General features: G+C 45.7%; 18 protein-coding genes and 1 tRNA gene. 13 read left to right on the top strand and 6 right to left on the bottom strand.

Annotated elements, in window-relative coordinates; all coding sequences use genetic code 11:
• Positions 1-41: 41 nt before the first annotated feature.
• The 4 genes from RBB12_RS09055 to RBB12_RS09040 all read left to right on the top strand — a co-directional run bounded on the left by RBB12_RS09055 (position 42) and on the right by RBB12_RS09040 (position 7,922).
• A complete protein-coding gene (locus RBB12_RS09055) occupies positions 42-3,464 on the top strand; it encodes a PA14 domain-containing protein (RefSeq protein ID WP_306013705.1) in 3,423 nt (1,140 codons plus the stop codon).
• A gap of 28 nt (positions 3,465-3,492) precedes the next feature.
• The gene (locus tag RBB12_RS09050; RefSeq protein WP_306013706.1) at positions 3,493-4,599 is read left to right on the top strand and encodes an adenylate/guanylate cyclase domain-containing protein; all 1,107 of its coding nucleotides are present in this window, start codon (positions 3,493-3,495) and stop codon (positions 4,597-4,599) included.
• 78 nt (positions 4,600-4,677) lie between these two features.
• Entirely contained in the window at positions 4,678-5,280 is a 603-nt protein-coding gene (locus RBB12_RS09045) for a YkgJ family cysteine cluster protein (RefSeq protein ID WP_306013707.1), read from the top strand.
• A 185-nt stretch (positions 5,281-5,465) separates the two neighbouring features.
• Positions 5,466-7,922, top strand: a complete 2,457-nt coding sequence (locus tag RBB12_RS09040; protein WP_306013708.1) for a zinc-dependent metalloprotease — start codon at positions 5,466-5,468, stop codon at positions 7,920-7,922.
• 60 nt (positions 7,923-7,982) lie between these two features.
• Here RBB12_RS09040 and RBB12_RS09035 read toward each other — a convergent pair.
• A tRNA-Gln gene (locus tag RBB12_RS09035) sits at positions 7,983-8,054 on the bottom strand.
• Between the two features lie 191 nt (positions 8,055-8,245).
• Here RBB12_RS09035 and RBB12_RS09030 point away from each other — a divergent pair.
• Positions 8,246-11,584 carry a DUF2723 domain-containing protein gene (locus RBB12_RS09030; RefSeq protein WP_306013709.1) on the top strand — a complete coding sequence of 1,113 codons (3,339 nt, stop codon included), beginning with the start codon at positions 8,246-8,248 and terminating at the stop codon, positions 11,582-11,584.
• 34 nt (positions 11,585-11,618) lie between these two features.
• Here RBB12_RS09030 and RBB12_RS09025 read toward each other — a convergent pair whose 3' ends face one another.
• From RBB12_RS09025 to RBB12_RS09015, 3 genes are all read right to left on the bottom strand, one after another.
• Positions 11,619-11,918 carry a thioredoxin family protein gene (locus RBB12_RS09025; protein WP_127142270.1) on the bottom strand — a complete coding sequence of 100 codons (300 nt, stop codon included), beginning with the start codon at positions 11,916-11,918 and terminating at the stop codon, positions 11,619-11,621.
• 86 nt (positions 11,919-12,004) lie between these two features.
• Positions 12,005-13,237: a metallophosphoesterase gene (locus RBB12_RS09020; RefSeq protein ID WP_306013710.1), complete on the bottom strand. Its 1,233-nt coding sequence runs from the start codon at positions 13,235-13,237 to the stop codon at positions 12,005-12,007.
• Positions 13,238-13,291: 54 nt separating this feature from the next.
• On the bottom strand, positions 13,292-14,011 hold the full coding sequence (locus RBB12_RS09015; protein WP_306013712.1) for a copper homeostasis protein CutC: 720 nt from the start codon (positions 14,009-14,011) through the stop codon (positions 13,292-13,294).
• 40 nt (positions 14,012-14,051) lie between these two features.
• On the opposite strand from RBB12_RS09015, the gene RBB12_RS09010 reads away from it, so the two are divergent.
• From RBB12_RS09010 to RBB12_RS08985, 6 genes are all read left to right on the top strand, one after another.
• Positions 14,052-15,053, top strand: a complete 1,002-nt coding sequence (locus RBB12_RS09010) for an isoaspartyl peptidase/L-asparaginase family protein (RefSeq protein WP_306013713.1) — start codon at positions 14,052-14,054, stop codon at positions 15,051-15,053.
• Between the two features lie 294 nt (positions 15,054-15,347).
• A complete protein-coding gene (gene polA, locus RBB12_RS09005; RefSeq protein ID WP_306013714.1) occupies positions 15,348-18,182 on the top strand; it encodes a DNA polymerase I in 2,835 nt (944 codons plus the stop codon).
• Between the two features lie 15 nt (positions 18,183-18,197).
• Positions 18,198-18,857: a DMP19 family protein gene (locus RBB12_RS09000; protein WP_306013716.1), complete on the top strand. Its 660-nt coding sequence runs from the start codon at positions 18,198-18,200 to the stop codon at positions 18,855-18,857.
• 19 nt (positions 18,858-18,876) lie between these two features.
• Positions 18,877-20,049, top strand: coding sequence for a nitrate/nitrite transporter (locus RBB12_RS08995; protein ID WP_306013717.1), 1,173 nt, complete (start codon positions 18,877-18,879; stop codon positions 20,047-20,049).
• Between the two features lie 78 nt (positions 20,050-20,127).
• The gene (locus tag RBB12_RS08990; RefSeq protein WP_306013718.1) at positions 20,128-20,940 is read left to right on the top strand and encodes an NIPSNAP family protein; all 813 of its coding nucleotides are present in this window, start codon (positions 20,128-20,130) and stop codon (positions 20,938-20,940) included.
• Positions 20,941-20,960: 20 nt separating this feature from the next.
• Complete coding sequence (locus RBB12_RS08985) at positions 20,961-21,239, top strand: co-chaperone YbbN (RefSeq protein ID WP_306013719.1); 279 nt, start codon at positions 20,961-20,963, stop codon at positions 21,237-21,239.
• Positions 21,240-21,292: 53 nt separating this feature from the next.
• Here the strand turns inward: RBB12_RS08985 and RBB12_RS08980 are convergent, their stop codons facing one another.
• A complete protein-coding gene (locus RBB12_RS08980) occupies positions 21,293-21,856 on the bottom strand; it encodes a hypothetical protein (RefSeq protein WP_306013720.1) in 564 nt (187 codons plus the stop codon).
• Between the two features lie 180 nt (positions 21,857-22,036).
• Here RBB12_RS08980 and RBB12_RS08975 point away from each other — a divergent pair, with 180 nt between their 5' ends.
• Complete coding sequence (locus RBB12_RS08975; RefSeq protein ID WP_306013721.1) at positions 22,037-22,786, top strand: sulfite exporter TauE/SafE family protein; 750 nt, start codon at positions 22,037-22,039, stop codon at positions 22,784-22,786.
• On the opposite strand, the gene RBB12_RS08970 is transcribed toward RBB12_RS08975, so the two are convergent.
• On the bottom strand, positions 22,762-23,217 hold the full coding sequence (locus tag RBB12_RS08970) for a MarR family winged helix-turn-helix transcriptional regulator (protein WP_306013722.1): 456 nt from the start codon (positions 23,215-23,217) through the stop codon (positions 22,762-22,764). The two genes, RBB12_RS08975 and RBB12_RS08970, sit on opposite strands and share 25 nt — an antisense overlap.
• A 175-nt stretch (positions 23,218-23,392) precedes the next feature.
• On the opposite strand from RBB12_RS08970, the gene hppD reads away from it, so the two are divergent.
• Positions 23,393-24,526: a 4-hydroxyphenylpyruvate dioxygenase gene (gene hppD, locus RBB12_RS08965; protein WP_306013723.1), complete on the top strand. Its 1,134-nt coding sequence runs from the start codon at positions 23,393-23,395 to the stop codon at positions 24,524-24,526.
• The last annotated feature ends 52 nt before the right edge of the window (positions 24,527-24,578 follow it).

Here is a 24,578-nt window from a genome sequence, read left to right as displayed (position 1 = left end):
AATCGTTGAAACGTAAATTTATACCTTAATTAATGGAGTACATGGCCTCAACCTCTTTCTTCACTACCAAGAAGAATCATTATCCCCTAAGATGGATGCTCATTTTTGCACTCTTTCTTTTAGGAACCACATTATCTTTTGCACAGACCACGCTTTGGAGTGAAAATTTTAACAGTTACGGTAACAATACCTCATCTGGAACGGCGACCGGAGCATCAGCCTCTGGTTGGACGACCAACCTAGGAAACAGACTCTCTACAAGGAACAATGCTCTTAGAGGACGTAATTTGGACGCCGAAGGAACTTGGCAAACCAGCACCATCAACATTTCTGGATACGACGTCATCAGCTTCAGTATGGATACCTGGGTGGACGATGAGGACGAGATGGACAATAGTAACGATTATTTGATTGGGGAATACCGTGTCGACGCAGGCTCATGGCAGCAATTTGTGAACGCTTCGGGTTCAGATTCCGATCCTTTGGCACCATCCTACTCCTTTATCATACCTGTCACAGGAAACTCCGATTTGGAAGTGAGGGTACGGATGGATAACGACAATAACGACGAACAATATTTTATTGACAATGTTCTCGTGGAAGGCACTTCTGGAATATGCAACGGTGAAGTTGACTTCGAGTTTTACGATAGCACTCCCTCTGGCAACACAGTAGATAATATTCCAACCTCAGGTTTCTTGGGCTCGGGCACCTATACCAGTTTTGATGTGGACGCCCTTCAAAACCAAGAAGACCCAGGCGACAACAACACTTTTAGCATTCGATACAGTGGTTTTATCCAAATAGATACACCCGGAACCTATACGTTTTTCACCACTTCGGATGATGGCTCCAAACTCTTTATCAACGGAACAGAAGTAGTGGACAATGATGGACTTCATGGATCACAGGAACGGTCGGGCACCATTTCCTTAACCGCAGGACTACACGATATTACCGTCCTATTTTTTGAAAATAGCGGTGGCGAGACGCTTACCGTTCAATATCAAGGACCATCCATTTCCAAGCAAAACATCCCATTTTCCAAACTGTATTCCACTTGTAGTGCTGGCAGTGCGGACCTCGATGGCGATGGTGTGGATGATGTTGCCGATGTGGATGATGACAACGATGGCATCTTGGATATTGACGAATGTGGAGGCGCCAGCGGAAATTTTGTGCAAAACGCCACCAATCTGCAATTCTTTACCAATCCGTCCAATGCTGAAGGTAACCCTGGCACTTCCTTTGCCGCCAATGCGGTTTCTACCTACCAAGGACAATCCGAAATACTCTTACAATTTGCCCAACCTGTTCCTGTCGGAACTTCCGTAAGCGTTTTTCTTGGGGCAGACCCGGCAGTGTCCAGCACCGATATGCAAATACAACGCTCTTCGGCAGGTGGAGGAAATAACGGCTGGCTGGCCGGTGCCAATGGCACTACCCCAGGCTCCATTCGTGAAGTCACCTTTACCGTAAACGGAACTAGTTTACAATATATAAAGGTAATTGCTTGGCAGGTCGGTGCTCGGGTCTATGGCGCCAGTTATGGCGGTTCGGTGGATTGCACCACAGTGGATACCGATGGCGATGGAATCCCTAACTACCAAGACTTGGATAGTGACGGTGATGGGATTCCCGATAATGTGGAAGCCCAAACATCTTTGGCGTATACAGCTCCTTCGGGCAGTGACTCCAATGGCAATGGTCTCGATAATGCCTACGAGGGAAGCGGACTTTCCCCAGTGGATACAGATGGGGACGGCACACCCGACTTTATGGACACTGACAGTGATAATGATGGTACACCAGACACTACCGAAGCAACCCTAACTTTAGCCGGTTCCGATAGTGACGGTGATGGACTCGATAATGCGACAGATGCCACTACAGGATACGATGACCCAGGAGGCACCATTGATAACCCTTTGAACACCAATGGAGGCTCAATATTGCTACCAGATTCCGATGGGGATGTTGCCTCGGGGGGCGATTTGGACTTTAGGGATGATACCTTTGATGACAACGAACCACCATCCATCACCGCTACTGGAAATCAAACTTTTTGCCCGGGCGACACCATTCCCGTGATTGAAAGTGTGGAAATCACTGACCCGGACAGTAGCACCTTGGATGCAGTATATGTCCAGGTGACCTCGAACTATGATGTTTCGGGGGATGTCCTTAGCCTAACGGGTACCCATCCAAACATTTCAGCCACTTGGGACACCTCCGAAGGAAGGCTTTTGCTAAACGGACCCGCAACCTTGGCCGAATTTGAGGCGGCCATCAGTGCAGTGGTGTTTGAAACGACCGCAACCGTAACCGCTGGTGAAACAAGAACTTTCTCCATAGTGATGAACGAAGCCAACTACCTAGAATCAACGGGTCATTATTATGAATACATACCCTCCGAGGGCATTACTTGGACTGCCGCGAGGGATGCAGCAGCATTACGAACGTTCTACGGACTTCAGGGCTATTTGGCGACCATTTCCGTTCAAGACGAATCCGACCTTTTGGGATCGCAAGCGCCAGGGGCAGGATGGATTGGAGCCAGTGACGCTGCCCTCGAAGGCGATTGGTATTGGGTAACAGGCCCCGAAGCAGGCACATTATTCTGGAGAGGCGGCGCAGGCGGAACTGCGTTTGGTTATGAATTCTGGAACTCCGGAGAGCCCAACAACTCAGGAAATGAAGATTATGCACATATTACAGCACCGGGTGTGGGACTTCCTGGATCCTGGAACGACCTTTCCAATACCGGTGCCAACAGCGGAGTGTATCAACCTAAAGGTTACTTAGTGGAATATGGAGGAATGCCCGGAGATCCGCCTTACCCAGACCTTGCCGCCACCACGACCATTACCGTAGAATCTATTGCCCCTACAGCCAGCGCCCCAGCACCTGTAACGGTACATTGTACGGATGACATTCCAATTGCAGACATTAGTTTAATTACCGATGAAACCGACAATTGCGACCCAAATCCAACGGTTACTTTCGTAAGTGACGTTAGTGATGGCGGAAGCAACCCAGAGACCATCACAAGAACATATCGCATTACCGACGCAGCGGGCAACTCCCTCGATGTGGAACAAACCATTACAGTTGCTCCTTTCACAATCGATACCCAACCCACCAACCAGACCGTGGTCATTGGAAACAATGGTAGCTTCAACGTATCCGCAAGCAATGTGGACACCTATCAATGGGAAGTGAGCACGGACGGCGGAAGCAACTTTGCACCTATCATTGATGGGTCTGAATACTCGGGCACCCAAACGGCCACACTAACGGTACTATCACCCGACAGCAATAAAGATGGATACCTGTTTAGGGTACTTGTTTCCAACAGTGGTGGAAGTTGTACTCCGTTGACCTCCGACGAGGCCACCTTGACCATGAAAGCGGGCAGAGTGATCACTAACAGGGGCGTTACCTATCGGGTAAACAAGAACTAGGAATCCAAAATCATCTTATCTTTAGCGGATGGATGTCTTTCGAAACCCGAAAACGCTTCATCACCTAAAGCGCATTTTGCCCTTCGGCATCATTTGGCTGGTCTTGAGCTGGTTTATACTGCTCATAGAATCCATGGCCACAGGCTACGAAAACCAACGGCCTGAAACCGATATCACCGTTACCTGGAGTATTTTGCTCTTTGCTTCCTTGGCTGTATTTCTGGTTGGCATTTTGATGGGTTCGGTAGAAGTACTTTGGATGGGCAAGCGGTTCAAATCCAAAAGCTTTGGACAAAAAATCCTGTATAAAATGGGATTCTACGTATTGTTCATGCTGCTCATCAACCTGATTACCTTCCCCATTGCCGCCAGTATCGAGTCCAATAGCTCCCTACTGGACCATCAAGTCTGGGAAAAGTTTGCCAACTATATCTCCAGCACCACCTTTCTGAGCACCATGGTATCCTTGTCCTTCAGCATTTTTGTATCCCTCATTTATGCTGGAATCAGCGAACACCTTGGCCATAATGTGTTGCTCAATTTTTTCTCTGGAAAATACCATAAGCCAAAGGAGGAATCCAGAGTTTTTATGTTTTTGGATATGAAGTCCTCCACCTCGCTTGCAGAGCAATTGGGACACAAGGCCTATTTCCGGTTTTTGAGCGATTATTATAACCAACTGTCAGATGCCATTATCCAATTCAGAGGCGAAGTTTACCAGTATGTGGGCGATGAAATCGTAATCACATGGAAGGAAAAGGATGGATTGCACAACCAAAATTGCATTCGTTGTTTCATCGACATGAAGCTCAAACTGCAACAAAAATCAGACTATTTTAGCACTACTTATGGTATGGTGCCATCTTTCCGGGCAGGCCTGCATTTGGGAAAAGTGACCACGGGTGAAATCGGCGCGCTCAAAAAGGAAATTTTCTTTACTGGCGATGTACTTAACGTCACTGCACGCATCCAAAAATTGTGCAAATCCCTGGAGCAGGACCTTCTGGTTTCTGGCGATCTTGTGGGGAAACTATCAAAATCAGATGCACTTACATTTACATCCTTGGGGAAAATGGAACTCGAAGGAAGACAGGAAGTGGTTGAACTTTTTGCCCACAACAATGGCACTTTTTAGACCTGATTTTCAGCCTTTGATTTTTTAAAAAATATTTTTAGCGCGTATTGAAATATGATATAATTTCGGTGCCGCAAAATGACACTGGAACAGAAAGTCCGATCGGTCGAACGGTTGTTCGATCAATTGGAGAAAGAAACCGAACAATTCCAAAAAAATTCGGGAATTGGTTGTGTTTCGGGTTGTGGAAAATGTTGTACCTACCCCAATATCGATGCTTCGCCCTTGGAGTTTTTACCTTGGGCCTTCCATCTATTTTTATCCGGCAAGGCGGAAGATGCCTTGATCAGTTTGACCGAAAATCCCGGAGCGACCTGTTTTATCCTCAATCCGGTCTCCATCATTGGAAAGGGTCATTGCGGCAGTTACCCTCATAGGGGGCTTATCTGCAGATTGTTCGGCTATGCGGCCAACCGCGACAAGCACGGAAACCTACGGTTGGCTACCTGCAAGGTCATCAAGGAAAATCAGGAGGAAAATTACTTGGCCACCCAAAAGGCCATTTCAGAAGGGATGTACGTGCCTGTTTTTACGGACTACTACATGCAATTGGGACAAATAGATTTTCAACTCGGAACCAAAGTGATGCCTATAAACAAGGCGCTTAAAATGGCTTTGGAAGAAGTGCTCCAGTATTACACCTATAGGCCCATCCCCAGTTCTGACAAACAGTGCGTCTAGGTAGCCGAGTACTTTTCGTTTCAACACTATCATATTTCCTTTAAGCTATTTGTGATTTGACTCGGGCCTAAATTGAATTCGCAAAGACGTTTGCGGACAGTACTTGTTAATGTTTCATAAAAAGAAAATAGGTTCGCCTACTTTTTCCTACTTTGTCCCTTTTGGAATTTAAACTGAAACCGACCATGATTAAAAAACTCCTGATTTTTGGACTCTTTTCGCTTGTATTGACACATACCGCCCAAGCACAACTTTTTGGCAAGAAAAAGAACAAAAACAAAAAGGAAGCCACCGCAGAAAAACCTAAAAAAGACAAAAACGGCATCAAAAAATACAGTGATGTCATCACCGAAGATGCGATTACCGACGACGGCCTGTTCAAGGTACACCAAATGGAACAGGATTATTTTTACGAAATTCCCTTCGACCGCTTGGAAAAGGACATGCTTTGGGTAAGCCGGATAGCCCAGATTCCCGACAACCTCGGGGGAGGCTACGTAAATGCCGGTTCCAAGACCAATGAACAAGTGGTCCACTGGCAACGTTACCAAAACAAGATCTTACTTAGGGTCAAATCGTACACCAACATTGCGGACAGCACCAAGGCCATTAGCAGTTCGGTGAAAGTCAACAATTTTGAACCCATATTGTTTGCTTTTGATATCAAAGCCTTCAATGCAGATTCCACTGCCGCGGTCATTCAGGTTGATAAACTCTTCACCACCGATGTGGCAGCCATCAGTGGTTTATCGTCCCGGTTAAGACAACGTTACAAGGTCAAAAAGTTGGACCAGTCCCGTAGTTTCATCAACAGCATCAAAAGTTTTCCAGAGAACATCGAGGTAAAACAGGACTTCACTTACGATGCTTCGGAACCACCTTCTTTTTCGGACACGGGCTCCATCAGCCTACAAATGAACCAATCCATGATTTTGTTGCCCGAAGAACCCATGACACCCAGGTTAAACGACCCTAGGGTAGGTTTCTTCACCGTATCTCAAATCGATTATGGAAGTCCTAAATTGAAGGCCGACCAAAAAAGGTACATCCGCCGTTGGCGATTGGAGCCCAAGGACCCTGAGGCCTATGCTAGGGGAGAGTTGGTTGAGCCTGTAAAACCCATTGTTTACTATTTGGACCCGGGAACCCCCGAAAACCTCCAAAAATACATTAAGCAAGGTATTGAAGACTGGCAAAAGCCCTTTGAAACGGCCGGATTCAAAAATGCAATCATCGCAAAGGATGCCCCGACCCCAGAGGAAGACCCGGAATTCAGCCCAGAGGACATCCGTTATTCCGTGGTACGTTATGTGGCAAGCACCACGCGAAATGCGGTCGGTCCCAGCGTATCCGACCCTAGAAGTGGGGAAATTATTGAAAGTGATATTATATGGTACCACAACCACTTACGCAGCTATCGCAACCGATATTTATTGGAAACAGGAGCCGCCAATCCGTCTGCACGTACTTTGGATACCCCAGAGGAAGAAATCGGTGAAATGATGCGAATGGTCATTGCCCACGAAGTGGGACACGCATTGGGTTTCCCGCACAATATGGCCGCCAGCTATGCCTATCCTGTGGACTCACTTCGCAGCGGTAGTTTTACACAAAAGAACGGTATCGCGGCAAGTATCATGGATTACGCCCGGTACAATTATGTGGCACAGCCCGGTGATGAAAATATCCGTTTCATTCGCCAAATGGGCCCCTACGATCACTACGCGGTCAACTGGGGATACAGATGGCTGCCCAATATCCAGGAACCTGAAGATGAAAAGGCAACCTTGAACCAATGGATTTTGGAAAAGGCGGACGACCCCAAGTTCAAGTATGGCCGTCAGTCCAGCTATTTTGATCCGCAGTCGCAAACAGAGTGCATCGGTGACGACCCCATAAAAGCGAGTACCTACGGCATCAAAAATTTAAAATATGTGATGACCCAGCTCCCTTCTTGGACCTCGGACCAAACCAACAATTATGATGATTTGGAGGAACTTTACGGGGAACTTTTAGGAGTTTTCAATCGATATGTGCGGCATGTGGCCCGCAACGTGGGTGGTGTATATGAAAATATCAAGACACCGCAACAAGAGGGTACGGTCTATACCGCCCTGAGCGCCGAGGAACAGCGCAAATCGATGGAATGGTTGCACAAAAATATTTTTGAAACCCCAGAATGGCTTTTGGACACTTCAGTATTGCAGAACATTGACCATACCGCGTACTTTGAAAATGTGAGAAGGGTACAGTCTTCGCAACTCAACCAGTTGATGGGATTGGAAACCTTGGGCAGGTTGATCAATTCCGAAACGACTCAAGACGACAATTACAGTGCCTACGAAATGTTGAGCGATTTGAGAAAGGGGCTTTGGAGCGAAGCCTATCGAAGCAGGAATGTGGAACTGTACCGTAGAAATTTACAGAACACCTATTTGGACTATATGGCGGATTTGCTCACGGATGACAATGCTTCCAATTATAATGTGGAAACTTCCGATGTAAGAACATTGGTACGCGGAGAACTGACTACGCTAAAAAGGACCCTGAACAGGGCCAAAAACGCAAACGTAAACACGATGACGAAGTATCATTACGAAAATGCCATCGCCAAAATCGATGAACTTTTCGATAGCGAATAGTCAATAAGGGTATCACCCAAAAGAAAAGCCCCGCAAACTTTCATTTGCGGGGCTTTTTCGTTGGCCTACAAGGACTCGAACCTTGAACGACTGAACCAAAATCAGCTGTGTTACCAATTACACCATAGGCCAGTACCATAAAAGCTAAATGCTATCAGCTTTTGAGCGTGCAAATTTAAAACAAACTTTGGTATCAACAAATATTTTTGAAAAGAATACATCTCATTTTTATGCCATTTTGGTGTTAAAGCTTTTCCAAAAAGGGTTAGGCTTCTGTTCGAGATTTACTAAATTCGCCACAATTCGGTTAACAACCAACTACTATGTTTGCAAAAGACTTCAAAAAATGGGATACCATCCTTGGGTGGGTTTCCTTCGCCATAGCCTTTATTGTGTACGCCCTAACGGTAGAACCCACAGGAAGTTTTTGGGATGCAGGGGAATATATTTCCACCTCCGCAAAATTGCAGGTTGGGCACCCACCGGGAGCTCCATTGTTGCAAATGATCGGCGCTTTCTTTGCCATGTTCGCCTTTGGCGATGAGACCAAGATTGCCCTCATGGTCAATGCCGTATCCATAGTTTCCAGTGCCTTTGCGGTTTTGTTCACCTTTTGGACCATTACCAACCTAGCGGGCAAATTGGTCGGTAAAAAAGCTGAAATCACCAACAGCAAGGCCATTGCCATTTTAGGGAGCGGATTGGTCGGCGCACTGGCCTTCACCTTTTCAGATAGTTTTTGGTTCAATGCCGTAGAAACGGAAGTATACGCCATGGCAAGCTTGATTATGGCATTGTTGCTTTGGCTGGGGCTTAAATGGACGGACAACTTGGACGACCCTCGGAGTCACCGCTGGCTCATGCTCATTTGCTTTGTGATAGGACTTACCTTCGGAATCCAGTTTATGGGCTTTTTGGCCATTCCATCCATCGGATTGCTCTATTATTTTAAAAGATACAAGACCACGACCGTAAAAAACTTTTTGCTGGCCAACATCATCGTGGTCGGTATTTTGATTTTAGTCTATAAATTCTCGTTGACCTACGTTTTGGAACTCTTTGGTTGGAGCGAAGTATTTTTTATCAACGAGATTGGACTGCCATTTAATTCGGGATCTATTATCATGGGACTGCTCTTTGTGGCCGCTTTCTATTTTGGATTGAAGTACACCCGAAAGCACAACTATTACAATGCCAACATAGTAGTATTATGTCTGATGTTCCTCATCCTTGGGTTTTCCTCTTGGTTGATGCTTCCCATCCGTGCAAATGCCAAAACCGTTGTAAACGAAAACAACCCGGCCGATGCACGTGCCCTTTTGGCCTACTACAATAGGGAACAGTATCCTGGTGTGGACAGCCCAGTGTATGGTGCCTATTATTCGGATGCCTTTGCACCTTCGGGAGAGGACAGGGACGACAGCCCTAAATATGAAAAAGACCTGGAGCTCGGTAAATATGTGGTGGTCAACCATTATAAAGGTGCCATACCCGGACCCAACGAAAAACACGTAGGATTTTTACCGAGGATGTGGAGCGACCAACATGCCGAGAACTACATGAAATATTTTGGCGCACTGGATTTCCGAATCAAATCGGAGTACATCTCCAACAATGACCTGCGGGAAGCCGTCAACCAATTTAAAACAGCCTACTCCCAAGGAGAACTGGACACCGAACAATATATCCGCTTTTTAAGGGAGTTCGGGGAATATATCGAGGTACAGCCACCAACATTGGGGCAAAATTTGGAGTACCTATTTGATTTCCAGTTCAGCTATATGTACATGCGCTACTTTATGTGGAACTTTGTTGGGAAACAGAACGACGTACAGGGCAGATACGACGAAAACGGAAACTGGCTGAGCGGCATCAATTTTATGGACAGCATTCGATTGGGAAGCCAAGAAAATCTTCCCAGCGATTGGAAAAACAACAAAGGGCGCAACACCTATTTCTTTTTGCCCTTGCTGTTGGGTATTTTGGGTATTGTCTTCCAAATATCACGAAACCCCAAACAGTTCTGGGTCCTCTTTGTGTTCTTTATGTTTACGGGCCTTGCCATTCAATTTTATACGAATCCCTACATCTTCCAGCCACGGGAAAGGGATTATTCCCTCGTGGGTTCGTTTTATGTCTTCTGTATCTGGATCGGCTTAGGGGTGTATGGCCTTTTTGAAGAGTTTAAAAAGTTGATATCGGCCAAAATTGCCGCACCTGCCATCACTACGATTTGCCTGTTGGCCGTACCGTTGTTGATGGCTTTCCAAAACTGGGACGATCATGACCGTTCTGGCAGATATACCGCCCCGGCAACCGCAAAGGCCTATTTGGATTCGTGTCAGGAGGATGCTGGAGCCATACTGTTTACAATCGGGGACAATGACACCTTCCCCATTTGGTACGCCCAGGAAATTGAAAATTATAGAACCGATGTCCGTGTGATCAATACCAGCCTTTTTGCTACCGACTGGTACATTGACCAGATGAAGCGAAAGGCCTATGAAAGCGACCCTATCCCATCGCAACTCACGCACGACAAATACAGCTATGGAACCCGAGATGCAGTTTACTATCAAGGTATCACCGATAATAGGTGGAACATCAAGGATTTTGTAAACTGGATAGGTAGCGACAAGCCTCAGACCAAGTTTAGGCACATCTTGACCAATCAAGGAGCCGATTTGAGCAATTTCTCGGAAAGTACCTTGGATATTGTGTACTATCCTACCAATAAAATCAGGATTCCGGTCAACAAGCAAAATGTGTTGGAAAGTGGATTGGTCAAGGAAAAAGATTCGGCCCTTATTGTCGATTATATCGATATTGACCTACCGCAAAGCGCCTTGGCCAAAAACAGGATCATGATGCTGGACCTCATTGCCAACAACGATTGGAAACGACCCATTTACTTCTCTGGCGGAAGTTTTGACAGTGCAGAGTACATTTGGATGAAGGACTACCTTCAACTGGATGGCCTTGTTTACAAACTGGTACCCATAAAAACCCCGAACCGCAATTCTTTCGAAATGGGACGCATCGACTCCGAGTTGATGTACGACATTGTAAAAGATTGGGATTGGGGCAACTCTGGCAGTGACGATATTTACCACGACCCCCAGACTCGCTCACAAGGATTGTCCTTCCGAAGCAATTTGGCCCGATTGATGGAAACCTTAATTGCCGAGAACAACATTGACAAGGCGAAGGACGTCATCAATATTGCCATGGACAACATGCCTGTGGACCACTATGGTTTCTATGCCTTTGTGGAACCCTTTGTGGACGGCTATTACAAAGTGGGCGAGACCGAAAAGGCGCGAGAGCTGTTTGGCAAACTCAAGAAAGTATATCAGGAACATCTGGAATACTACGCCAACATTCCTTTGGATGAGCAGTACGATAAAATAGACGACATCCTCTCCGATATGCAGGCCTACAGAAGAAACATTGACATCTTAATTGAAAACGGGGACAAGGAACTGGCCGAATCGGAAACCATCATCTTCAATGAATATATTGACATGTTCTCCCAATTTGTAGATGAGGAAGAGGATGTGTTGGAGGAACCCATCCCCATAGATCCAGATATGAAAGACACAGTTCTATTGGATGCACCCGATACCATTCCGGAATCCATTATCCCGGATGAGGAACAATAGCATAAAAAAAGCGAGGTCAACACCTCGTTTTTTTTTATTTGATATATTCGTTTAGGATTCCTATTAACGTATTGGCGTCCTGCTCACCGCTCTGTCGCCATACCATCTCCCCTTTTTTGTAGATCATCAAAGTGGGCAGCCCTTTAATCCGAAGGGCTTGGGATAGTTCTTTATTCTTGTCCACATCAATCTTAATAACCTTGCCTTTATCCCCAAGGGCAGCGGCCACATCGCTCAGCACAGGGTGCATGGCGGTCGATTGCTCGTTCCATTCTGCATAAAAGTCTAACAATACTGGGACCTGTAAATCTATAAGTTCTCCGAATTTGGACATGTATTCTAAGGTTTACAGTCAAATGTAAGAAAAAATGTGAATGTTTTTTACAGCCTGTGAAGTTTAGGCCATAAGAGGAAATCCATTTAAGCGAATCCCTTCTTTTTTAATGTGATTACAGAAATCTCTGGATAGATACCAAAGCGACCGGGATAACCGATGAATCCAAAACCTCGGTTCACATTGATAAATTGATCTAACTCTTTGTAGATACCAGCCCAATATTTGTAGCGCCATTTTACCGGGCTCCACTTAATCCAACCTGGAATCTCCACACCAAACTGCATGCCGTGGGTATGTCCGCTTAAGGTCAAATGGAAATGGTAATCATCATGGAGCACCACATCTTCCCAATGGGATGGGTCGTGACTCAACAATATTTTAAAGTCCTCTGGGGAAACGCCCTCTTTGGCCTTTTGCAAATCGCCGGCTTTCTTGAAGCCACCTCTGCCCCAATTCTCCACACCTACCAAGGCAATTTTCTGTCCATCCTTTTCCAAAAAACGGTTGGAGTTCAACAAGAGATCAAAACCCATTTCCTTTTGCATGGCCTTTAAATCCTCCAAGTTTTGTGCTTTCTCCTCTTCGGTATCCCAAACAGCATAATCCCCGTAATCGTGGTTGCCCAAAATGGAAAATACACCATCCTTGGCCTCCAAACGGGAAAAGACATCTTTCCAAGGTTCCAACTCCGTGGAGCGATTGTTTACGATATCCCCTGTAAAAAAGATGACGTCACTTTGTTGATCGTTGATGAGATTTACTCCGTATTCCACCTTTTTATAATCATCAAAACTGCCGCTGTGCACATCGGAAATCTGTGTAATCTGATAATTATGGAAAGCGTCCGGAAGGTCATCGAACTCCAGTTCGTATTTCAATACTTGATAGTTGTATTTACCACGGTACATGCCATATAGCAAAGCCCCAAAGGGCAAAGCGGCCAAACCTAATGCAATACCACTGATGAACTTTCTTCGCGAAGGAAAGTAACCTGCATCCGAATCCGAAATCCCAACGATTTTGTTGTATCCGTAGCCTATCAAACGGACCACATCCTCCAACAATAGAAAGAAACCCAATACCAAGGCCAAAAGAAAGAAAGCGGCAAAAATGGTCCCCGCAATGGCAGCAGTACCCTTAAAGCCATCTCCGGGGTCGTAGGTCATTACCTTAACGGTCAAGAAAATCAAGGCAGCCAAAAAGAGCACAATGTAAGTCCATTGCATCAATGGGCTTTTAAAAAGCGTTCGGAATGCCTGAAAGCCATAAACGGCCAACACCACATAAAGAACTGCCAAAACAAGAAATCGGGACATACAATTTTTTTACAAAATTAGGGCTAATCTGCTATTAAACAGTGGTTTTTAAATTTATTTAACGGCACGCACGATGGCTTTTAGGGTATCTACATTGGAAACGGCCACCTGATGTTCCACCAAATGCTTGGAAGAATTCATGCTGATTTTTCCGCTCAGCTTCAATTCCTTCCCGAAAGAAGTACCGGAGCAATGGATAGCCTTGAGTCCCATATCCTTGAAGTTTGATGCGTTTTGGGGCGACACCCCTCCCCCGGGCATTAGGGTCATCGACGTTTTTTGTTGCCAAGCCGCCAAATTTTTGATGCCTTCTCCTGCAGCGGTTTCACCTCCGGAAGTCAAAATCGTTTGTACCCCCAATTCTTCCAACTGCTTGATGGCCTCCAAAGGCTCTGCTACCCAATCGAATGCACGGTGAAAAGTAAAATGCAACGGCTTTGCCAGTTCCACCAACACCTTCATTCGTTCTACATCCACCGCAAAATCTTCCATCAAAATCCCAGAAACAATCCCCTGCACTCCTAGCGCCTTGCACGCCAAAATATCGGCCTGCATCACCTCAAACTCAGCATCGGAATAGGTGAAATGTCCACCTCTGGGACGTATCAACACATGAACAGGAATGGTCAGCTCCTTTTTCACCAATTGAATAATCCCTACGGATGGGGTGATGCCACCCACTCCCAGCTCCGAACAGAGTTCAATCCGGTCCGCCCCTGCCCTTTCCGCATTCCTTGCCGATTCCAACGAATTGGCGCAAACTTCTACCAGCATATTGTATCTTTAAACTCCATAAAAGTAAACATACCAACCCATGGAACGACGCAAATTCCTCAAAAATTCCAGCCTTTCCGCCGCCGGATTGGTTGCCGCTTCCAATTTGGTCGCTTGTAAAACCGAAACAAAACCCGAAGTAGCTCCCGCTGCAAAAATTCCAACTCCCAATCCCATCAAACCCATTGTGGTGTGTACCTGGAACTTTTTCAACGCTACCGAGAAAGCTTGGGAAGTGCTAAAATCGGGTGGAAATGCCCTGGATGCCGTGGAGCAAGGTGTTAGGGTCGAAGAAGCGGACGAAACCAACGAGACCGTGGGCAAGGGCGGCCGTCCCGATCGTGATGGAAACGTGACCTTGGACGCCTGTATTATGGACAAAGATGGGAATTGTGGTTCGGTGGTGTGCATGCAAAATATTGTACACCCAGTTTCCGTGGCCAGAAAAGTGATGGAAGAAACCCCACACATCATCCTAGCAGGAAAAGGGGCAGAGAAATTTGCTTACGAACAGGGCTTCCAAAAAGAGGATTTGCTCACCGAAAGCACACGAAAACAGTACAAAGAGTGGCTAAAAACCTCCCAATACGAGACCACCATCAATATAGAAAACCACGATACCATTGGAATGCTTGCCATTGATGAAAATGGGGATATTGCCGGCGCTTGCACCACCAGCGGCATGGCCTACAAAGTAGCAGGGCGTGTTGGCGACTCACCCATTATTGGGGCAGGACTGTTTATCGATAATGAAGTGGGCGGTGCAACAGCAACCGGTGTCGGTGAGGAAGTCATTCGTACGGTGGGCAGCTTTTTGATCGTGGAATTGATGCGACAGGGCAAAAGTCCGCAAGAAGCCTGTGAAGAAGGCGTAAAACGCATCATGAAGAAAAATGCAGGCCGAAAGGATTTCCAAATTGGGTTTTTGGCCATTAACAAAAATGGAGAAACAGGTGGCTACTGCGTACATCCCGGGTTTACGTATCGGGAGTATTCTGCCAATGGACATGAAAACCGAGAGGTGACCAGTTTTTATGAGTAGCAATTAGACCGCTGCGCTGATAGACAAAAGACCCAAGACCGCTTTGCTCTTGGATTCAAGAATCAGGACGGCTGGTTTTACCCGTCTTGTCTCCTGTCTCTTGTTTCTTGTCTCACATCTCCTGTCTCCTGTCTCCTGTCTCACGTCTCACGTCTCACGTCTCTTTAAGCTAAACCCAAATCCTCTCAAATCTAATATCTCAATTCTCATATCTTTTAAACGCAATTCGTACATTTAATCCCTACCCCATTCTGGGTACCATTATTTTTTATTGAACATTGATATCTGAATAAAATGTCTGACCAAAAAAGACTGTTTCTTTTAGACGCCTACGCGCTAATTTTCCGTGGCTACTATGCCCTCATTAAAAACCCACGAATCAACTCCAAAGGGATGGACACCTCGGCCATTATGGGGTTCATGAACTCGCTTTTTGATGTAATCAAACGGGAACAGCCCGACCATTTGGCCGTGGCCTTTGATAAGGGAGGTAGCGTGGAGCGGACCGAAATGTTCGAAGACTACAAGGCAAACCGGGATGAAACTCCGGATGCCATCCGTATAGCCGTGCCCTACATCCAGCAAATTTTGGAAGCCATGAAGATTCCCGTAGTGGAGTTGGAGGGGTATGAGGCCGACGACCTCATCGGCACCTTGGCCAAACAGGCCGAAAAGGAAAACTACAAGGTGTTTATGGTGACTCCCGACAAGGATTTTGGGCAATTGGTGAGCGAAAATATTTTTATGTACCGACCTGCACGAATGGGAAACGGCATCGAAATTTGGGGCATCCCCGAAGTGCAAAAACGATTTGGCGTGAAACGCCCCGAACAGGTGATTGATTACCTCGGAATGATGGGCGATGCCAGCGACAATATTCCCGGACTGCCCGGCGTAGGTGACAAAACGGCCAAAAAGTTCATCGAACAGTTCGATTCCATGGAAGGATTGTTGAGCAATACCGACAAGCTGAAGGGCAAAATGAAGGAAAAAGTGGAGGAACATGCCGAGTTGGGCCGTTTATCCCGAAAATTGGCCGAGATCAAAACGGATTGTGACGTACAATTCCATGCCGAAGACTACGAAATGTGTCCACCTGATGCCGAGAAGGTCCAAGAGATTTTTGAGGAATTGGAATTCCGAAGACTAAAGGACCAGTTCATCAAATTATTTACCGAAGAAGCGGAAGCGACCACCAAAGTGACGAGCACCCAAACCGCAAAGGAAGAGGCCAAGGTGGCAGGCAGTGGTCAGTTTACCCTATTTGGTGGTGACCCTTCGGAAGCAGCGGCCACCATCAAGGACGTGAACAGCCGATTGACCATTGGCGACGTACCCCATTTTTATCAGAAGGTTCAGGATGGCAAGGGCATGGAACTCTTTCTGGAAATGCTGATGAAGCAACCCTCCGTCTGTTTTGATACCGAGACCACTTCCTTGAATCCGCTGGAAGCTGAATTGGTGGGTATTGCGTTTAGTTGGTCGCCTGGCAAGGGTTTTTACGTGCCCTTCCCCGACAATCAAAATGATGCACAACCGTTGATTGAAAAATTACGTCCCTTCTTTGAATCGGAAATCATTGAAAAGGTGGGACAAAACCTCAAATATGACATCAAAGTGATGCAAAATTATGGCGTAGAGGTCAAAGGAAAATTGTTCGATACCATGCTGGCCCACTACCTCATCAACCCCGATATGCGCCACAACATGGATGTGCTGTCCGAGACCTACCTCAACTATACGCCCATTTCCATCAACGAACTCATCGGAAAAAAAGGCAAAAACCAGCTCAGTATGCGCGATGTTCCTTTGGAAAAGCAAACAGAATATGCTGTGGAGGACGCCGATATCACGTTTCAACTGGGGCTAAAGTTTACTCCAGAACTCAAGGAAGCCCATACGGATAAATTGTTTGATGAAATTGAAATTCCGTTGCTCCGCGTGCTGGCGGATATGGAGCTGGAAGGTATCAATCTGGACAAGGATTATCTAGGTGGCCTTTCGGAACAATTGGATAAGGACATTGCGGAACTGGAAAAGAAAATCTATGCTGATGCCGGCGAAGAATTCAACATTGCCTCTCCCAAACAGTTGGGCGATATCCTTTTTGGCAAGTTGAAATTGGTGGACAAACCGAAAAAGACCAAAACGGGTCAGTTTTCCACTTCGGAAGATGTGCTGTCCTACTTGGCCAAGGACCACGAAATTATCAAAAACGTGTTGGATTACCGTGGATTGGCAAAACTAAAAAGCACCTACGTGGATGCGCTGCCCAACGAAGTCCAGCAAAAAACAGGTCGGGTGCATACCGATTATATGCAAACGGTGGCTGCAACAGGGCGTTTGAGCAGCAACAATCCCAACTTGCAAAACATCCCTATCCGTACCGAGCGTGGACGGCAAGTTCGCAAGGCCTTTATCCCAAGGGACGAGAATTACGTGCTCTTGGCGGCGGATTACTCCCAAATTGAGCTGCGCATTATTGCCGCCCTGAGCGAGGAGGACACCATGATCTCTGCCTTTAAAAATGGGGAGGACATTCATGCTTCCACCGCATCCAAAGTTTTTAATGTACCGATTGAGGAGGTGACCCGCGAACAGCGTAGCAATGCCAAAACGGTGAACTTCGGGATTATTTATGGAGTGTCGGCCTTCGGGTTGAGCAACCAAACGGATTTGAGCCGTTCCGAAGCCAAGGAATTGATCGACACCTACTACAAGACCTATCCCAAATTGCGCAATTACATCAGCGAGCAGGTAGATTTTGCCCGTGAGCACGGCTATGTGCAAACGGTGTTGGGCCGTCGCAGATATTTAAAGGATATCAATGCGGGGAACCAAGTGGTGCGCGGAGCTGCGGAGCGAAACGCCGTAAACGCTCCCATTCAAGGGAGTGCGGCGGACATTATTAAAATTGCGATGATCAACATCCATAAAAAGCTTTCCGAAGGAAAGTACAAGACCAAAATGCTGCTGCAGGTGCATGATGAATTGGTGTTCGATTGCTACAAACCGGAATTGGAAGAAATGAAAAAACTCATCAAATCGGAAATGGAGAATGCCTATAAACTCTCCGTGCCGCTAGATGTGGAAGTGGGTATTGGTGAGAATTGGTTGGAGGCGCATTGATTTAAATTATATCAAATGAAACTAACCATTTTCATTGCCATTATTGTTGTCTTAAGATTTTTGCTTCCTAGATTGGTTGATTTTGGAGCCCCGGAAAAATCTGAACCTAAAAGCGAATGGCACTACCGCGTAAAATTCGCCAAACTAAACAAGGAGAAATATGACAAAGCTACCCCAGAAGAAAAGCAAGAATTACTTTATTACTTCACCAATAAATTAAGGCAGGCGGATAATTACAGTGATGCATCTTTTAGGCAAATGCCCAGACAGCTTCAAGTGGTTTGGTTGATAAACGAACTGGAAGCGGAGGTCAACAACGGAGGCTATCTTCAGTTTTTTACTAGTTCTTCGGGTAGATATGTGGATGAAACCTTTGAAGCTTTGGATTTGATTGGCGCCACATACAACCATCAACTTTTATTAAATGCGGTTGAAATACTTCTCAAACATAATGAGAATACTAAGGTCCTAAATGAAAAGTTAAGTTCAAAGACAATGTATCAGATATTTGATTTTTCAGAATTATACGAAAATGATGAACTGCAAGAAGAATTGAATGAATTGGACAAAGCTTTCTATTTATACAAGGAGAAACTTTCTGAATTAAAAATGGAGTATTTTGAAATAAATGCTGATTCACTTTGGCCTGAGCTGGAAGAAAAATTTCCGAGCTGATTTTTTTATTTACCAATTTATGAACCCACCCAACCGCATCCTTCCCATCATCGTGCTATCGCAATTTTGCTGCACTTCGCTTTGGTTTGCGGGCAATGGGGTCATGCGCGATTTGGTCGCCACCTTTGGGTTAAGTGAAGGCGCTGTGGGACATTTGACCTCAGCGGTGCAGTTTGGGTTTATCGTCGGTACCTTGGTGTTTGCCATTTTATCCATTGCCGATCGGTTTTCGCCATCCAAGGTATTTTTTGGCTGTGCTATTTTGGGAGCACTCTTTAATTTGGGTGTGGTTTGGGACGGGAACGGACTGGCAAGCATCCTATCCTTTCGGTTTTTTACAGGTTTTTTCCTAGCCGGAATCTACCCCGTAGGGATGAAGATTGCCGCCGATTACTACGAAAAAGGACTGGGCAAGTCACTCGGTTATTTGGTGGGTGCGCTGGTGGTCGGTACCGCATTCCCTCATTTACTTAAGGAAATGACCCATACCCTGCCGTGGAATACCGTTTTGGTGTCCACTTCCGGCTTGGCGGTTTTGGGCGGCAGCCTAATGATAACACTTGTTCCCAATGGTCCCTACCGAAAACGGAGCCAGCAGTTTCAATTGTCCGCCTTTATCCAAGTGTTCCAAAACCGAAGTTTCCGCTCGGCAGCCTTCGGCTATTTTGGCCATATGTGGGAGCTGTATACCTTTTGGGCCTTTGTCCCGATCATGCTGCAAACCTACGCGCTGGCACATCCAAATACCCACTTCCCTGTTCCGTTAGTATCCTTTGTCATTATTGCCGTGGGAGGTTTGGCCTGCGTAATGGGCGGTTATCTGTCGCAAGTGGCCGGAACCAAACGCGTAGCTTCCATCGCTCTTCTCCTCTCCGGGCTTTGTTGTTTGATTTCCCCCTTACTTTTCATGCAAGGTTCAGCCACCCTGTTCATCGCCTTTTTACTGTTCTGGGGCATGGTCGTAATTGCCGATTCTCCGCTCTTTTCCACCTTGGTGGCCCAAAACGCTTCTGCAGAAATCAAAGGCACCGCTCTGACCATTGTAAATTGTATCGGCTTTGCCATTACCATTGTTAGCATTCAATTGGTGAACGAGCTGCGGATATGGTCCAACTCCAACATGGTTTACATGGTTTTGGCCCTAGGTCCCCTTTTTGGACTTATCGCTTTGGCTTCGAAGAAAAAGGGCTGAAACGGCACGAAGACCGTCAAAACCTCATCGAATTAATCCGTATCTTGGGGCATCCATTTAAAAACCAAACTAGGCTACATGAAGACTATCAAACTGCTATTGGCTTGCCTCATCCTGGCAAGCTGTGGCAACCCAAAAACTGAAACCGAAGAAACTACGCAATCTCCAGAGACCGCATCAAACCAACGCGAATTCTATCAATTCAAAATCTATTCCTTCAGCTCCGAAGAACAAGAGGCCACGGTGGACCATTACCTGGAAAACGCTTTTATGCCCGCTGTAAAAAGACAGGGTATTGGCAAGGTCGGGGTTTTTAAATCACGTATAACCGAAACAGATACGGTACAAAAAACCTTTGTGCTGTTACCTTTTGAAAACTTGGAACAATTTCGGGCGTTGGAGGAAAACATTATGAATGACAGCACCTACGCAAGCACTGGAAGTACATATATCGATGCGAACTACGATAATCCCCCTTATGATCGTATCCAATCCATCCTGATGCGAGCCTTTCCCGATATGCCCCAAATGAAAACGCCCAATTTGGACAGTCCAAGGTCGGAACGGGTTTATGAACTTCGTAGTTATGAATCTCCTACGGAAAAATATTATTGGAACAAGGTGGATATGTTCAATGCTGGTGGCGAAATACCACTTTTTGACCGATTGGACTTTCAAGCTGTGTTTTACGGTGAAGTGCTCTCCGGACCCAAAATGCCCAACTTAATGTACATGACCACCCATGCCGATATGGATACCAGAAACCAACACTGGGATGCCTTTGTAAACTCTCCCGAATGGAAAGAGCTCATTGCCATGCCCAAATACAAGAACAATATGTCACATATTGATATGTGGTTCCTCTACCCTACCGAGTATTCCGATTATTAGTTAGGTAAAACTGGTACCACATGACGGAATTGATTTTTTTCAGCAGTAAAACGTGCGGGGTCTGCAAGGTCCTGAAGCCTAAACTCCTTGAAGCGGTTCAAGAAAACTTCCCGAAAGTGGGCATCCGTTTGGTGGATGTGGAAGAGGAAGAGGAGTTTACCGGGCAGTCCATGGTGTTTACCCTTCCCGTGGTCATCATTAAGGTCGATGGCAGGGAAATGTACCGCTTTGCGCGAAGCTTTTCGGTCTACGAAGTATTGGAAAAACTGAAGCGATTAGGGCGAAGTATTGACTCCTAAACTAAAAAAGGCACCAAACGGTGCCTTTTTCATTCCTTTTCATAGCCTATGGATCAATTGCCGAAACTATTGGCCAATCGTGGTCTTTGACTTTTGCTCCCCATAAACAAATCCGTAAGCGGTTTAAAGTGTCGCTTCCACTGGTAGGGAGCAAAGTCAAACCATAACTTTACTTCTGGGGTGTTTCCGTTCTCCACCACAAATCCGTTCTCAATGTGGAAATCCAAACGGTTGAACGCGTTGGCAGATTCTTCCATCCCATCTTCATAAATAAACTGGTTGCCCCAGTCCGCCAAATAAAAACGTAGTGCCTTGTACGAGCCTTCGGGAAGGGAAAGCACACTCTTGGAATGAATGAAATTTCCTGACGCAACTCCCTTAAGGTTGACCGGGTTCTGACCTGGAAAATCCAAGATGAAATGTTCTTTCCCCTGCTCATCAATGGCAGAGAATCGCGTTATATTCAGGTTCATTTCCGAAACCTTGAGGTCGTTTACGACATCGTTCTTTAAAATCAATTCAGCTACTTGGGTACTCCTTTCGTACCAGCCCGCCATCACACTCGGTGTGTAATAGGGTGTAGCCCATATAGTTGGATAAACATTTGTTGTCTTCATAGCTATGTATATCTATAAGTTATACGGGTACAAAGTTGCGGTGGTTTTATACGCCCCACGTCCATTAGATTATCCAGTTTATATGCTGAATTAACCTAAAATCCATTTTTTAAGATTTCTTTAGGGTAAAATGGCATAAAACTGTCTTCCATATGCAATACCTCACTATCTTTCTGCAGTATGAAAATCAACTATATTTTTCTGTTGTTGGCATTGGTCGCCGAAATCATCGGGACCATTGGAGGCTTTGGTTCTTCCGTCTTCTTCGTGCCCTTGGGCAACTTTTATTTTGATTTTTATTCCGTTCTGGGAATGACGGCCATTTTTCACCTCTCCAGCAATGTGAGCAAGATTTTCCTGTTCAAAAAAGGTCTGGACAAAAAACTGCTGCTCTATATTGGCATACCGTCCTTACTTTTTGTGATTGTTGGCGGATTCCTGTCCAAAATCGCCGATAGCGCCATCCTTGAAATTGTGCTGGGCGCATTCTTGGTGGTTTTTAGCCTACTTTTTCTGATCAAAAGTGAAATCGTGATACTTCCCAATAAAAAAAATTCCATCATCGGAGGGGCCCTATCGGGTTTTTCCGCGGGACTTTTGGGAACGGGAGGGGCCATTCGCGGTCTTACCATGGCAGCCTTTAATTTGGAAAAAAGCGCCTTTATTGCCACTTCGGCATTTATCGATTTTATGATTGATTTTTCACGGACCTTTGTCTACTATGGCAATGGATATATCGGTAAACAAGAACTGATGTACCTACCATTTTTGTTCGCCATTGGTTTAATAGGCACTTATCTGGGCAAAAGAATACTGCATTACATTCCCCAAGAAAGGTTCCGTAAGCTTAGTTTGATTTTTATTTTGCTGATTGGACTGGCCACCATAACCAAGTTGGCTTTTGACTATTGGTCCATGTCCGCCTCGTAGTTATCCCCCATTTGATCTAATACCTTTAAAAAGATCTCAAATTCGGAAGGGTCTACATCTTTAAGTGCCAATTTTCGCAATTGTAGGGCACTGGGCAAGGTCAAATCCAAGATTTCTTGTCCTTTTGGGGTCAATTCTAATTTAAATCGCTTTTGGTCACCTTCAAAACGGGTCTTGGAAATCCATCCTTTCTTCTCCAGACCACCGATAACTCGGGAAGTGGTGGCCCGATTGCGGAAATTTTCATTCACAATATCGCGCTGGCTGGCATCATCGCCCAACTGATGAATTTGATAGAGAATCACCCATTGTTCAATGGTCGTATCCACCCCAAGTTCATCAAACTTGCGCAAATAAGCTTTTTGAATTTTTCGGAGTACCAAATCCAAATGGAACCCCATCCCCTGTATTTCATCTATCCGACTGAGCATGTACTTAAGAATAGCCACAAAAATAGGGATTCCGAAGCAGTATGTCCACATGGTATGGGCAACTGGAATTTTAACGCAATTTTCTGTTGGTAAAATCGCTTTCCTATTCCAATTTTATTATTTTTGTTGTTGATGCAACAAAATAAGATTAAACCGGAAAAAATATAAACGAATCATGGAAACATCAACACTTCCAAAAGGAGCAAATACATCAGAAGATTTTATGCCGATAAACGGCACGGACTACGTGGAACTTTACGTAGGGAATTCCAAACAAGCGGCACACTACTACAAAACGGCTTTTGGCTTTCAATCCTATGCACAGGCCGGACTTGAAACAGGACTAAAGGACCGTGAAAGCTATGTGGTGGTCCAAGATAAAATCCGTTTGGTACTGACTTCCCCTTTGAAGAGCGGAACCGAAATCGGAAAGCACATCGACAAGCACGGAGATGGCGTAAAAGTGGTGGCCCTTTGGGTGGATGATGCAACAGTAGCATACAACAATGCCATGGAGCGCGGAGCTAAATCCTACATGGAACCCACTGTTGAGGAAGACAAGGACGGAAGAGTGGTACGTTCCGGAATTTACACCTATGGGGAGACCGTTCATATTTTTGTGGAACGTAAAGACTACAACGGAACCTTTTTGCCCGGCTTCAAAAAATGGGAAACACCCGATTACAATCCAGAGCCAACCGGTCTCAAGTTTGTGGACCATATGGTGGGCAACGTGGGGTGGAACAAAATGAACCATTGGGTAAAATTCTATGAGGACGTTTTGGGATTCAAGAACATTCTTTCTTTTGATGACAAGGATATTTCCACCGACTACACGGCTTTGATGAGCAAGGTAATGAGCAATGGAAACGGTCGTATCAAATTCCCGATCAATGAACCTGCCGAAGGGAAGAAAAAATCACAGGTAGAAGAGTACTTGGATTTCTATGAGGATGAAGGTGTACAGCACATTGCCGTTGCCACAGACGATATCATTAAAACTGTTCGCGATTTAAGAAGTCGCGGCGTGGAGTTTCTAAGGGTACCCGCTACCTACTACGATGCAGTTAGCGACCGTGTTGGGGAAATTGATGAGGATATCGCTCCCTTAAAAGAGCTTGGTATCTTGGTAGACCGCGATGATGAAGGCTATTTGCTTCAGATTTTCACCAAACCTGTGGAACCCAGACCGACCATGTTTTTCGAAATTATCCAAAGAAAGGGCGCGCAATCCTTCGGAAAGGGTAACTTTAAAGCACTGTTCGAAGCCATCGAACGTGAGCAAGAGCTACGCGGCACCTTGCATTAATCACAGTAAAAGGAATGGGTTATGAACTGTTGAATTTCAGGTTTATAACCCA

Origin of the sequence: Allomuricauda sp. MMSF_3307 (assembly GCF_030733585.1) — a bacterium.
Classification (GTDB): Bacteria; Bacteroidota; Bacteroidia; order Flavobacteriales; family Flavobacteriaceae; genus Flagellimonas.
The sequence above is the reverse complement of the archived record's forward strand: the minus strand, read 5'-3'. Positions and strand labels throughout refer to the sequence as shown.

Bases quoted from the DNA above. Each gene is read 5' to 3' on its own strand.
- RBB12_RS09055 (WP_306013705.1), top strand. From the start codon at position 42: ATGGCCTCAACCTCTTTCTTCACTACCAAGAAGAATCATTATCCCCTA.
- RBB12_RS09050 (WP_306013706.1), top strand. From the start codon at position 3,493: ATGGATGTCTTTCGAAACCCGAAAACGCTTCATCACCTAAAGCGCATT.
- RBB12_RS09045 (WP_306013707.1), top strand. From the start codon at position 4,678: ATGACACTGGAACAGAAAGTCCGATCGGTCGAACGGTTGTTCGATCAA.
- RBB12_RS09040 (WP_306013708.1), top strand. From the start codon at position 5,466: ATGATTAAAAAACTCCTGATTTTTGGACTCTTTTCGCTTGTATTGACA.
- RBB12_RS09030 (WP_306013709.1), top strand. From the start codon at position 8,246: ATGTTTGCAAAAGACTTCAAAAAATGGGATACCATCCTTGGGTGGGTT.
- RBB12_RS09025 (WP_127142270.1), bottom strand. From the start codon at position 11,918: ATGTCCAAATTCGGAGAACTTATAGATTTACAGGTCCCAGTATTGTTA.
- RBB12_RS09020 (WP_306013710.1), bottom strand. From the start codon at position 13,237: ATGTCCCGATTTCTTGTTTTGGCAGTTCTTTATGTGGTGTTGGCCGTT.
- RBB12_RS09015 (WP_306013712.1), bottom strand. From the start codon at position 14,011: ATGCTGGTAGAAGTTTGCGCCAATTCGTTGGAATCGGCAAGGAATGCG.
- RBB12_RS09010 (WP_306013713.1), top strand. From the start codon at position 14,052: ATGGAACGACGCAAATTCCTCAAAAATTCCAGCCTTTCCGCCGCCGGA.
- polA (WP_306013714.1), top strand. From the start codon at position 15,348: ATGTCTGACCAAAAAAGACTGTTTCTTTTAGACGCCTACGCGCTAATT.
- RBB12_RS09000 (WP_306013716.1), top strand. From the start codon at position 18,198: ATGAAACTAACCATTTTCATTGCCATTATTGTTGTCTTAAGATTTTTG.
- RBB12_RS08995 (WP_306013717.1), top strand. From the start codon at position 18,877: ATGAACCCACCCAACCGCATCCTTCCCATCATCGTGCTATCGCAATTT.
- RBB12_RS08990 (WP_306013718.1), top strand. From the start codon at position 20,128: ATGAAGACTATCAAACTGCTATTGGCTTGCCTCATCCTGGCAAGCTGT.
- RBB12_RS08985 (WP_306013719.1), top strand. From the start codon at position 20,961: ATGACGGAATTGATTTTTTTCAGCAGTAAAACGTGCGGGGTCTGCAAG.
- RBB12_RS08980 (WP_306013720.1), bottom strand. From the start codon at position 21,856: ATGAAGACAACAAATGTTTATCCAACTATATGGGCTACACCCTATTAC.
- RBB12_RS08975 (WP_306013721.1), top strand. From the start codon at position 22,037: ATGAAAATCAACTATATTTTTCTGTTGTTGGCATTGGTCGCCGAAATC.
- RBB12_RS08970 (WP_306013722.1), bottom strand. From the start codon at position 23,217: ATGCTCAGTCGGATAGATGAAATACAGGGGATGGGGTTCCATTTGGAT.
- hppD (WP_306013723.1), top strand. From the start codon at position 23,393: ATGGAAACATCAACACTTCCAAAAGGAGCAAATACATCAGAAGATTTT.